Annotated in this window: 16 protein-coding genes; 8 read left to right on the plus strand and 8 right to left on the minus strand. The window is 44.3% G+C overall.

Annotated elements, in window-relative coordinates:
* Window positions 1-357: 357 nt before the first annotated feature.
* Window positions 358-594 carry a NifU family protein gene (locus tag ACKA06_RS04240; protein WP_032086472.1) on the plus strand — a complete coding sequence of 79 codons (237 nt, stop codon included), beginning with the start codon at window positions 358-360 and terminating at the stop codon, window positions 592-594.
* A 210-nt stretch (window positions 595-804) separates the two neighbouring features.
* Complete coding sequence (locus ACKA06_RS04245) at window positions 805-1,260, plus strand: hypothetical protein (protein WP_032086473.1); 456 nt, start codon at window positions 805-807, stop codon at window positions 1,258-1,260.
* A gap of 42 nt (window positions 1,261-1,302) precedes the next feature.
* Here ACKA06_RS04245 and ACKA06_RS04250 read toward each other — a convergent pair whose 3' ends face one another.
* Window positions 1,303-2,265 carry a 2-hydroxyacid dehydrogenase gene (locus ACKA06_RS04250; RefSeq protein ID WP_197669334.1) on the minus strand — a complete coding sequence of 321 codons (963 nt, stop codon included), beginning with the start codon at window positions 2,263-2,265 and terminating at the stop codon, window positions 1,303-1,305.
* 72 nt (window positions 2,266-2,337) lie between these two features.
* Window positions 2,338-3,339, minus strand: coding sequence for a spore coat putative kinase YutH (gene yutH, locus ACKA06_RS04255; RefSeq protein ID WP_197669335.1), 1,002 nt, complete (start codon window positions 3,337-3,339; stop codon window positions 2,338-2,340).
* A 226-nt stretch (window positions 3,340-3,565) separates the two neighbouring features.
* On the opposite strand from yutH, the gene ACKA06_RS04260 reads away from it, so the two are divergent.
* Together ACKA06_RS04260 and sda are read left to right on the plus strand one after the other, a co-directional pair.
* Window positions 3,566-4,066: a phosphatidylglycerophosphatase A family protein gene (locus ACKA06_RS04260; protein ID WP_032086476.1), complete on the plus strand. Its 501-nt coding sequence runs from the start codon at window positions 3,566-3,568 to the stop codon at window positions 4,064-4,066.
* Between the two features lie 266 nt (window positions 4,067-4,332).
* Window positions 4,333-4,455, plus strand: coding sequence for a sporulation histidine kinase inhibitor Sda (gene sda, locus ACKA06_RS04265; protein ID WP_318293574.1), 123 nt, complete (start codon window positions 4,333-4,335; stop codon window positions 4,453-4,455).
* On the opposite strand, the gene ACKA06_RS04270 is transcribed toward sda, so the two are convergent.
* The 3 genes from ACKA06_RS04270 to ACKA06_RS04280 all read right to left on the minus strand — a co-directional run bounded on the left by ACKA06_RS04270 (window position 4,421) and on the right by ACKA06_RS04280 (window position 6,264).
* Window positions 4,421-4,678 (minus strand): helix-turn-helix domain-containing protein, encoded by a 258-nt coding sequence (locus tag ACKA06_RS04270; protein WP_032086493.1) that lies wholly within the window; start codon window positions 4,676-4,678, stop codon window positions 4,421-4,423. The two genes, sda and ACKA06_RS04270, sit on opposite strands and share 35 nt — an antisense overlap.
* Window positions 4,679-4,960: 282 nt before the next feature.
* Window positions 4,961-5,725, minus strand: a complete 765-nt coding sequence (locus ACKA06_RS04275) for a TIGR01457 family HAD-type hydrolase (protein WP_032086477.1) — start codon at window positions 5,723-5,725, stop codon at window positions 4,961-4,963.
* Between the two features lie 101 nt (window positions 5,726-5,826).
* A complete protein-coding gene (locus tag ACKA06_RS04280; protein WP_058299685.1) occupies window positions 5,827-6,264 on the minus strand; it encodes a DUF86 domain-containing protein in 438 nt (145 codons plus the stop codon).
* Between the two features lie 140 nt (window positions 6,265-6,404).
* Between ACKA06_RS04280 and ACKA06_RS04285 the strand changes: the two genes are divergently transcribed.
* On the plus strand, window positions 6,405-6,674 hold the full coding sequence (locus ACKA06_RS04285; RefSeq protein ID WP_032086479.1) for a DUF3055 domain-containing protein: 270 nt from the start codon (window positions 6,405-6,407) through the stop codon (window positions 6,672-6,674).
* A gap of 62 nt (window positions 6,675-6,736) precedes the next feature.
* Complete coding sequence (locus tag ACKA06_RS04290; protein WP_411159041.1) at window positions 6,737-7,042, plus strand: cytosolic protein; 306 nt, start codon at window positions 6,737-6,739, stop codon at window positions 7,040-7,042.
* A gap of 41 nt (window positions 7,043-7,083) precedes the next feature.
* Here the strand turns inward: ACKA06_RS04290 and ACKA06_RS04295 are convergent, their stop codons facing one another.
* Window positions 7,084-7,359: a YutD family protein gene (locus ACKA06_RS04295; protein WP_032086481.1), complete on the minus strand. Its 276-nt coding sequence runs from the start codon at window positions 7,357-7,359 to the stop codon at window positions 7,084-7,086.
* Window positions 7,360-7,463: 104 nt separating this feature from the next.
* Here ACKA06_RS04295 and ACKA06_RS04300 point away from each other — a divergent pair, with 104 nt between their 5' ends.
* Complete coding sequence (locus ACKA06_RS04300) at window positions 7,464-8,177, plus strand: YhcN/YlaJ family sporulation lipoprotein (RefSeq protein WP_411159042.1); 714 nt, start codon at window positions 7,464-7,466, stop codon at window positions 8,175-8,177.
* Between the two features lie 62 nt (window positions 8,178-8,239).
* Here ACKA06_RS04300 and lipA read toward each other — a convergent pair whose 3' ends face one another.
* Window positions 8,240-9,160 (minus strand): lipoyl synthase, encoded by a 921-nt coding sequence (gene lipA / locus ACKA06_RS04305; protein ID WP_032086483.1) that lies wholly within the window; start codon window positions 9,158-9,160, stop codon window positions 8,240-8,242.
* A gap of 409 nt (window positions 9,161-9,569) precedes the next feature.
* Here lipA and ACKA06_RS04310 point away from each other — a divergent pair, with 409 nt between their 5' ends.
* Window positions 9,570-10,562, plus strand: coding sequence for a M23 family metallopeptidase (locus ACKA06_RS04310; RefSeq protein WP_411159273.1), 993 nt, complete (start codon window positions 9,570-9,572; stop codon window positions 10,560-10,562).
* Window positions 10,563-11,226: 664 nt separating this feature from the next.
* On the opposite strand, the gene ACKA06_RS04315 is transcribed toward ACKA06_RS04310, so the two are convergent.
* Window positions 11,227-11,334 (minus strand): methionine/alanine import family NSS transporter small subunit, encoded by a 108-nt coding sequence (locus tag ACKA06_RS04315; RefSeq protein WP_071620474.1) that lies wholly within the window; start codon window positions 11,332-11,334, stop codon window positions 11,227-11,229.

Genomic DNA, 11,334 nt, shown 5'->3' on the forward strand with positions numbered 1-11,334 from the left:
GTTAGGTGAGACCCCGCAGGCGAAGCCGAGGAGGCTCACCAACCGCCCGCGGAAAGCGAAGTTTTGCACGGAAATCATTAGCGGCGATGAGAGGAATCAAAAAAGTTGAGAAGTCAAAAAGAGCTTCTCTATTTCAGATTGCCTAAAAACAAAAATTAGTTGGGGTTAGTATCTTGACAGTCTCGTTCATATCAAGAGGCTCACGAGCTGCTCGCAGAAAGCGAAGTCATCCACGGAATCGGGCAGCGGTATTAAGAACTGTATCCCCCAAAAAAGAAATTCCCAATTGTTTGCGGGTTGATAGATTTTTTACAGATATGTCATTATAATAGAGAGTAAGGAAAGGAGTAGATAAAGATGGCTGATCAAGCACAATTTGATTCCGTACAGGAAGTACTAGATAAATTACGTCCGTTCCTACTTCGCGATGGCGGGGACTGTGAACTGGTTGACGTGGAAGACGGCATTGTGAAGCTGCGTCTGTTAGGCGCATGCGGAAGCTGCCCAAGTTCAACAATTACACTTAAAGCTGGTATTGAACGCGCACTAGTCGAAGAAGTACCTGGAATTGTTGAAGTAGAACAAGTTTTCTAATTTTGAACTTACGGATGACTCAAGTAATGTTGAGTCATCTTTTTTATGCCCGCAAAGCTCTATCCCCCGGCGAATGCCCGGCCCTTAAATCAAGCTAAAAACCAATTAATTCCACTAATTCCAACATCTTTTTATAGCATGCCGTTTTCTTTTTTTCATATACATCTTATAATGATTCAGATTTGTTTTTTAAGGGGAGAAAGTGAGAAATTGACTAAAGAGAGATATCAACAGATCGTAGATGAGTTGTTAGCCCGTTTGGATTCTAGAATGAATGTGATATTGGAGTGTACCTTTCCCGGAAAGCGCCTTGTAGGCGGGAAGTACAGTATGAACACCCACTCGATTACGATATACACTGATAATGTCACCGAGCAATGCCTCAGGATGTATGGGGAAGCTGAATGCCTGCCTGAATATTTTAAAGTAGTCCTTGCCCATGAAATGGGGCATGCGCATGACAATGAACTTGAAGTACTTGCCGGCAGACTGGATGAAGCTGATAAAGAAGAAAGAAGCCGCCTGATGCTCCGGATTGAAGAAAATGCATGGAAGTTTGCCCGCACAATTCTATATGATGTGGCACCGGCTTTCCTCGAAGAGATTGAGCGGCAGTCGCTCGCTCCTTATTATAAGGCTGTTGAAGAAGAGGCAGTTCCTGTATAAGGAAGAAAAAACACGCATGGCGTCATGCGTGTTTTTTGTATGTCATTCCACCCGGGTACGGGGCTCGTCCCCTTTTAAAACAGCCATTACATTCTGTACGCACAGATTCATCATAGCCGTCCTGGTTTCAATCGACGAGCTGGCGATGTGCGGCAATGCGACCACATTGTCAAGCTGCAGGAGCGGGTGATTGGAATCGATCGGCTCTTCAACGAACACATCGAGTCCCGCTCCTGCGATTTCACCTTTTTTAAGCGCTTCTGTCAATGCCTCTTCATTCACGATCGGCCCGCGTGCCGCATTGATGAAGAAGGCAGATTTTTTCATGGCCTGGAATTGTTCTTTTTGGAACAGGCCTTCCGTTTCCTGAGTCAGCGGTGCAAGGACGACGACAAAGTCAGATTGGGCCAGGAGTTCATCCATTGATACGTAAACAGCGCCCAGCCCTTCTTCAGCTTCCGGCTTTCTTGAACGGTTATGATACAGGATATTCATATCAAATCCTTTTGCCCTTTTTGCCACGGTTTCCCCTATGCTCCCCATACCGACGATCCCGATCGTTTTATGATGGATGTCCGCTCCGGCAAGAAGGAGCGGGGACCAGCTTTTCCACCTGCCCTCTTTTATGTAACGATCAGCCTCCACGATCCTCCGGGCGGCCGCCATTAATAACCCAAAGGTCAAATCAGCGGTTGTATCAGTCAATACATCGGGTGTGTTGCAGATGATGACGCCTTTTTCTTTTGCTGCTTGCAGATCGATATTATCGTACCCGACTGCCAGGTTCGCAATAACCTTCAATGAGGACGCATGTTCAAGCAGCTCCCCGTCCATTTGATCAGACAGCATGGTGATCAAAGCAGAGGCACTCCCTGCTTTCTTTAGCAAGACGTCTCTTGGAACCGGCACGTCTTCTTTCTCCCACATTTCTACCTGGTATTCCGCATTCAAAGGCTCAATTACAGCCTGGGGCAGTTTCCTCGTGATAAAGATAGATGGCTTCATCCTTCTTCCCTTCTTTCACTCATGTTTCTTTTTAGTGTATCATAAAAGGGTTTTCATGAAGGGGATCTTGATTTAAAGCCAGCCTACCAATGGGATCCCCCATTTTTTCACCGGAACCTCTGACAGGTGGTAAAAGTCAGATAAAAAGGTCTCATAATGATTGGAATTTTTTAAATAGCGATCAAGCTTATCCTCTGCGGCTTTCTTTTGCCCGTCGGACTGTGAAATATAGTACTCTTCTATGCATTCGAAATAATGAAGGGGGAAAAGGATCCTTGAATACAGCAGACGCCATCCAAATGGCGAGAGCGGTGCCACTGATCCATATTCCCTTAAGAATTCCTGCAGACCGGGATGGAAGGTCTGATTCTTCAAGTGATATTGTTCCCTGACCCATTCAGCCAGATCCCGGCTGGCGTGATCAAATACCCAGTGAAACGGGAAATGGATGCAGCTTTCGGTTCCCCAGGTCGAGTTCTGGAAACGTTCATGGCAGATTGTGCCGGCATCCTCCGGCTTCGGGTCTTCATCCAGCTCTGTATCGACCAGATACTGAATGGCATTTTCCGATAACGAATTGTAGTAAGGATAGCTTTCTACAAATCTCCTTTCAAACTCATCTGCCGGCTGATTCTCAATCACCGAATAGTAGGCTTTTTCCAGCTGTGAGAGCCTCCTTTCCCATAACGTCTTCCACTGTCCCATCCTGCTGATCTTCTCCACTTTTTCTTCGAAAAGCCTTCCGCGGAAATGGAACTTCCCAAGTTTCCTGCCCACTTTGCCTTCAGCAACTGGAGGCAGATTTTCATTTCTGACCACCACATAATCCTGGTTTTTTTCCGTTACAAGGAAACGCCCTTCCTTACTCTGGACAAAGGAAGAAACATAGCGGTCCCCCTGCGTCTTCATATGCTCCGTCAATTTATACATTTCGACCAGTGTTTCCTGTTCCACATCTGAAACACTGACAATACTATATAATAATCCGCCCGCCATGTAGCGGTCCATCACACCGTCAAAGAATGCGCGCTCGGGTGTCAAACCGAAATGTTTTGCTAAAAGGTCTTGTGACATAATACCCTCTCCTATCTTGATAAAAGCGGCCATCTCCATGGCACCTCTGCCTTCGTATCGATATTTTTATATGAAATCGAACCTTTCAAGGAATATCACCTTGTACTGATGGGCATGAATGGGGATAGAAGCTATTATTATGTCTATTTTTCAAAATGGAATCATATGAGTAAAAAACAAGGCTCTGATGCTTGAATACTATTTATAAACAGAAAAGGTGAATAGGATGAAGGACAAAAAATCAATGGACATATTAAAAGAGACCTCAAGGAGATGGCTCCATGAAAGAGGGGTCGAAATAGAAGACATCGCCAATTTAGTTATGTACCTTCAGCAGAAATACCATCCTGACCTGGAACTGGAAGAATGCATTTATAACGTGGAAAGGGTCCTGACCAAGCGGGAAGTCCAAAATGCCATTCTAACAGGTATACAATTGGACCGGCTGGCAGAAAAGAAAATGCTTGAAGAGCCGCTGCAGGCGATTGTGGAAGTGGATGAAGGCTTATATGGAGTTGATGAAATCCTTGCCTTCTCGATCGTGAATGTCTATGGATCAATCGGCTTTACGAATTACGGTTTCATCGATAAACAAAAACCTGGTATTTTGAAAAAGCTGAATGATAAATCTTCCGGCATGTGCCATACTTTCCTGGATGATATCGTCGGTGCCATTGCTGCAGCAGCCTCAAGTCGTCTTGCCCATCGGAATGAAGGACAGCAATAAGCATACCAAAAAACAGACACTCATTTGAAGAGGTCTGTTTTTATTTGGTAAATTTTTCTTTTTTTAGCACATTAAAGTTGCACACGCAAAAATTATCCGATATAATTACAAATATAGTTGTAATTATTAAAAATATAATTGTAATATTATGACTCTTTTCTCTTTATAAAGGCTATCACGAGTACGGCTAAATCCGCCTGTTCATTGGTCGCAACAATGAATCGGACTGAGGTGAATGTAAGATAAAACTACTCAGTGATCAAACCTTGGTAGAAGCGTTCAAAAAAGCAAATGCATTACAACTGGACAAAGAATTCATTCAAATGATCAAGCTGGAAATGTCTCATAGAAACCTCATTCTGTCAACTCGTCAGAAGAGGGAGCCCTAAGCGTCATCTCTTCTTCGCGAGTGGGAATGATATCCTCCCACTTCAGCTGCAAACCTTGTATCAGCGCATGAATTTTGTTTATGGATGCATTTGCGTCTCCTTTTTCAATCAGGGAGATATAATTTACGGTCAACCCGCTCCTCCTGCTAAGCTCTTGAATCGTGATTTCTTTTGCGCGCCTGTGCCTTCTGATGTTCTTCCCAATCAACTCAGTAATACTCATACTTCACACTACCTTTTTCATATTCCCCAACTAACAGAGTCAACAGGATCGGATATGCATACATATCCTTCTTACCCTTCTACCCTGCATAGCATGATTAAAACATTCCACGGCAATTTATTTTACCTTCCCCTCCTTTTATTCATATTTCAGGAAATAACTTTCATTTCCCTGTTCTATTTTACCTAGATAAAAAAGAGATGTCTAACCTTGAAATGCTGGAATCTCATTTTTTGAATCAAAAAAGGGCGATAGACTAAGTGTCCATCACCCTGCCCCTTTCTATACATCCCACTCCTCCAGTGTGTCGGCCACATAAGTAGGCTGGTCATCCTTCTTCTCCAAAATTTCTTTCGTTGTCACTCCTGTATGAACTAACAGAGTATCCAGACCTGCATTCATTCCTGCTTTGATATCCGTATCGTAATTATCGCCGACCATCAAAGTATCCTCTTTTGAAACCCCAAGCACCTCCAGTGCCTGCTCCATGATGATTGATTCCGGTTTTCCGATGAAAATCGGCTGAGTTTGAGTGGATACCGTCACAACGGAAGTCAGCGACCCGTTTCCAGGCAGCAGACCTCTTTCTGTCGGGATGGCGATATCCCCATTTGTTGAAATGAATGTTGCTCCATTCCGTACTCCGAGACAGGCAAGGGAAAGTTTTTCATAATTGATATCGCGGTCAATTCCTACAACGACAAAGTCCGGATTCTTGTCCTGAAGCGTGATGCCTTTTTCCTGAAGAGCAGACCGGATCCCCTCCTCACCGATGACATAAGCTGTGCTGCCTGGCTTTCTGCCGGCAATGAACTGAGCAGTGGCCATCGAGGTGGTAAAAACCTGTTCTTTGGCTGCCTGGATCCCGAATGCCTGGAGCTTTTCAGCCACCTGTTCAGGGCGGCGCGAGGAATTATTGGTCACAAACAGATACGGCAGCCCCTTTTCCTGCAGGCGGCGCACAAAGTCCCCGGCTTCTTTTATGACTTCGGTTCCCCGGTACATAGTTCCGTCCAAATCGATTAAATACCCTTTATATTGTTTCATGATGTACCTCCATTTAATTGTTTTAGTATGTATTGTTTTCAGTAAAAAAATCTCATTATAAGCAGAAAGCGCTTTCCATATAGGAAGCGCTTTTGAATGTATTAATTTTTGAACGCTGATACAGGTCCGAGTTCGTTTTCAAGGTAGCGGCGGATATGAACCGGAAACTGTTCAAGTGTAGGCTTTACTTCAGTCAGGATTTCATTGAGTTCATTTCGATCGACTTTTGTATACTCCTGTACAAGTATTTTTCGCTGATCGATCAGACGTTTCAGGTCCTTGCTCATACCCTCGTCGATCACCTTTTCATCCAGCAGGATATCGATAATATCCTCGTAACTGCCGGGATCCCTCATGATGAACCCGTCGATCATGCTGTTTCCAACATCCAGGACCGATTCAATCAAGGTATGCCCGATTCTTTCAAGGGCGAGCGTTTCAACGGTTGATTCCCATGTGGAGCCAGCGTTGAATACACTTAACTGATCATTCATATACACTAATCGTTCTTCAATTTTGTCTCTGTCCACGAAATACATTTTGTTCACCTCTTCTGAATAACATCCACATATAGTTTAACATAATTTGCGTGCGGTCTATATAGCGGCTTCTTCTCTGCAAACCCGTCCCTAAGTTTGTTATGATGATGAAAGGCAAAGAATTTAAGGAGGAAATCATGATGACAGAACGCTTTTATTTATATGATGATACAGAGCAGACCAAGACGAGGTTTGTAAGTTTCATGGGGGAGAATCAGCGCTATGATTTAGCCATCACCCAAACTGAAAGATATTATGGAAAATCACTTGTACTCGACCTTCAGGGAAGCAGTTTCGCCATCATCGGACGTGACGACCTGGATGAGCCGGGTTACCTGGAAAGCGTGTATAAGCTCACCGAAGAAGAAGCAGCCGAGCTGAGGGAATTCTTGAGCGAAACGATTCTTTAACATACCGGGAATGAACATCTCCCTCCCCTCACATACTATTTCTAAGAAAGGTGGGAGATAAAATGAAAGAAGAACACTGCGACAAAGAAGAAGTATACAGTGATTTCTCGAATGTAGAGGCGCAGAGAAACTTCCTTGTTCCGGAGACACTTCCTGAAGGACCTTACGGATCACCCCGGGGTAAATACACTCCTGTTGAGAACAAAAGCACGGAATGGGAAGAAGGACAGCGCTATTACAGTGCGTTCAACTATGAAAATAAAACCCTGCACCAGGATATCCCCCGTCAGGAGCCTGGCGCACACCCCGTTCATGCCGACCCCGAACGTAATGAAGAACCGCCATACACGGAGAATGAAAATAAATAATAAAAGGGACATCTCTTCACGAGAGACGTCCCCTTCCCTTCTTACTTTTTTACTTTCTTCAAAAGAAAATAAGCGCAGCCAAAGTTACAGTACTCATAAAGATAATCCTTGTGGGTGCTTACTTTTGTGTCAAATGAAGATTTTTGATTTTGATCATCAAAAAAACCTTTCAGGCGCAATTGCCCGTATCCCCAGTCGCCGAGGATATAGTCATATTTATTTAAAATGTCACTGTACCGCTCTTTGAATGCCTCTTCATTGAATCCGTCCCTGAATTCCTCGACGATTTCATAGCATATGTTTTGTACACAGATCATTCCATCCACCTCTTTCATGCTTATCCTTACTTAAATTATAACGGATTGTCCATTAATTACTATGAAAAATTGTAATTTGAGTTGGCTACCCTAATAAATAGGGGGTGCTTCAATTGAACAAATATATTCTGGGCACGACTGTATTAACCTTTTCATTGTTTGGTGCTGCCTGCAGCGGGATCGACACTGCGAACGAAGAAATGTTCCATGATAATGGCAATACCATCAATGTAAATGACCAGGAAGAGCTTTATAATGAGAATGTCAGCAACAATGCCAAGAAAAACGGCGAAGATTTCGGTTTTGTAAGACAGCAGAAAAGTCCTGTACAGGGACAGGCCATTTCAAATAAAAATATGTACCGCTTAGACAGGGAGAAGGTTGCCGACAGCATCAGCAGAATGAGCGTGGCTATACCGAATGTAGATGATTGTGCAACACTTGTTACGGATGAAGAAGTGCTGATTTCCTATAAAACGGATAAAAAAGGCAAGGATGAACGTTTCAATATAGCCGATCAGGTAAAGAAAACCGCTTTATCCGTCGTTCCGCGCTGGTACCATGTGTATGTAACGGATGACCCTAACTTGATGCAGAATGTCGAGAACCTAGCAAAAATGGACAGCGACAGCAAAAACGTCAATACGTCCATTGATGATACAATCGATCAGATGCTTAAGGCTTCTCCACAGGGGAAAAACGTCAGTACCGGCGAAAATGCCAACGGAGAGATGATGGACGAACAATATATGGGTGAAGATGACGTCCATCAAATCAACAAAACCAATCAAAAACGCATCGATAATCAGAAACAATGACGGACTAGATGCAATAAACAAGCTTTGAAAAAGGACTGACTAAAAAGTCAGTCCTTTCTTTTTTATACCTCTTGTTTTAGCTCTTCTTCCCCTGCTGCCTGTTTCGCTTTTGCGGCTGCATTAACCTGCTCATCCGCGTGATAAGATGAACGCACAAGCGGCCCAGCTTCACAGTGACTGAACCCTTTTTCCATCGCTGCTTCACGAAGCTCTGCAAATTCATCAGGGTGATAGTACTTCTGTACTTTCAAATGTTTCTTCGTCGGCTGCAGATATTGACCGAGTGTTACGATATCCACATTGTTGGCACGAAGATCATCGAATGTCTCAAGAATTTCTTCCTTCGTTTCCCCAAGACCCACCATGATGCTGGATTTCGTCGGGATGTCTGGATTCAATTCTTTTGCACGGCGAAGGAATTCGAGCGTACGGTCATATGTTGCACGGGCGCGGACTCTTGGAGTCAATCGGCGTACCGTTTCGATATTGTAGTTCATGATATCAGGTTTGGCATCCATCAAAGTCTTGATGTTATCAAACACACCGCCCATGTCGGAAGGCAGTACTTCAATGGAAGTGAAAGGACTCTTACGGCGGATGGCACGCACTGTTTCAGCGAATACCTGGGACCCGCCGTCTTTCAGATCATCACGGGCAACTGCTGTGATGACCACGTGCTTCAGATTCATCAATTGGACTGAATCGGCTACGCGTTCAGGTTCTTTAAGATCCAGTTCATTCGGCAGCCCTGTTTTGACCGCACAGAAACGGCAGGCACGTGTACAGATGTCCCCAAGGATCATGAATGTGGCGGTTCTTCTGGTTCCCCAGCATTCGTGGATATTCGGGCATCTCGCCTCTTCACATACCGTGTGAAGATTTTTTTCACGCATCATTTTTTTCAAGCCCATATAGTTATCATTCGTATTCAGCTTGATTTTAAGCCAATCCGGTTTACGAATATATTCGTCTTTCTTCGTCATACCCCTCATCTCCAATCCTAACAATTTCTGATTTAGGCAAAGCCTTTTCGCATACACTGTTGCTTACAGACAGGAAAATACAGGAACTTAGGTATTTTCCAATGTACGTCCCTCTTTCTTTTTAGCTTGAGTTTGAAAAGAGCACGTAAACACGCACTATTCAGTCCCCGCAATCATGAACGAGATGCAACAGTAATTAGAAAACAGCCCTATGTAAGAGTGAAACGCTTACTGATCGTTCATTCTATGTAAAAAAAGCCATCATCAATATACTCCTTTTGTCACTTTATCATACTAAAAATGTGAAAACAAGCATGTTACCCTTTTACCATTTATTGATGATTATGAATCCTAAATGCTCGTCGCAAACTAATGATAGAACTCTAAGTTGGGGTGATTGACCTTGTATATACGATTAGTCCTGGCACTGATCCTGCTCTTTTGTTTCACGAGTCCAGTAAAGACAAAGGCAGAAGAAAAGTTGTCAGAAGAACAAATCCACACAAAACGAATGGAATTATTTCAAAAAAGTGAAGCACTCACTCATATACCCTGGTATTATCTTGCGGCAGTCGATCAGTATGAACGGAGCCTGCGCTTTGCGCGTAAAGATAGAGAAAAGCCCACTTCTTTCATTTCCATCTATATTGATCCCGAGAGATGGTCAGGTCCCCTGAATCCTAATCCTGGAGATGACAATCCGAGGACGATCACGTTATTCAATGGTTTCGGCAGGGACGGGGATATGGACGGTAAGGCAAGCATCAAAAGCGATGAAGATATCCTTGCCGCCTTTACGGATTATGTATTGCAGTACGGGATTGACCGAGATAATTTCAAGTTGGCCTTATGGGATTATTACGAACGCGATAAGACAGTCAGCATCATTATGGGAAAAGCCAAAATCTATAAACATTTCGGCACGATTCACCTCAATGACAAAGCATTTCCACTGCCGCTCCGGTTCAACTACAGTTATAAGAATACATGGGGTGATGCACGCGGGTGGGGAGGACGCCGCATCCATGAAGGAACGGACCTTTTTGCAGACTATGGCGTACCGGTAAGAGCGACTTCCTATGGGATTATCGAGATGAAAGGCTGGAACCGTTATGGCGGATGGAGGATAGGAATCAGGGATATCAACAATACCTATCATTACTTTGCCCATTTAAGCGGTTTTTCTGAAAATCTTAAAGTCGGACAGGTCGTTGAACCGGGTATGATGATCGGCGGAGTGGGCAGCTCGGGATATGGACCGCCGGGAACATCCGGTAAATTCCCGCCTCACCTCCACTACGGTATGTATAAGGATAACGGATTGACAGAATGGTCGTTTGATCCTTATCCGCATCTGCGCCAATGGGAGAGACAGGAATGGATGAAAAGCAGGAAGAGGTAACATTCTTTTCTCAACAACGCTAATGATTTCCGTGCAAGACTTCGCTTTCTGATGGGTAGCCCGTGAGCCTCCTCGGCAAGCCTGCGGAAAAAAAAGCGGAGGGGCTTTGAAGAGAGGCGGTTTGCATAAGGCGAATCGACCACGAAGGCGCTCTTTGCCTTCTTGGACGATTTGACTTATGACATGTGCCTCTAAGCCCAGCAGCTGGACAAATAGAAAAGCGGAAGCGGCTCGCCCAGAGGCGACAAGCATAAGGCGAGAAAGCCGGAAAGGCGTACTTTGCCTTTTTGACTTTCTCGCCTTATGACCTCGAGCCTCTAGCCGCTGGAGCTGGACAAGTAGAAAAGCGGAAGCGGCTTGACCAGAGGCGACAAGCATAAGGCGAGAAAGCCGGAAAGGCGCTTTTTGCCTTTTTGGCTTTCTTGACTTATGACCTCGAGCCTCTAGCCGCTGGAGCTGGACTAGTCTCACATTAGCTACACTTGGCAGGAGTCTTCGTCTTGCACTCCAATCAACCGCTGAAAAGGACTAAGATAAAATGTGCAATCAATACGCTCTGAACAAGAAAGTGAATTAGACGTTGGATCAAGTATTCTTGTCACAAAAATTAATGTTACAAAAAAAGCAGCCGGTTGAAATGTCAACCGGCTGCTTTTTCTTATAATCAGGATGCTTTTTTTGATTTGGACACCGCGTTCGCGATACTTGCCGCAAGGCCTCCCCATATGATGACGACACCGACAACCAACATTACAATTGCACTACCGCTCAT

This window comes from Rossellomorea oryzaecorticis (assembly GCF_045897515.1).
In the GTDB taxonomy this organism is placed as follows: Bacteria; Bacillota; Bacilli; order Bacillales; family Bacillaceae_B; genus Rossellomorea; species Rossellomorea enclensis.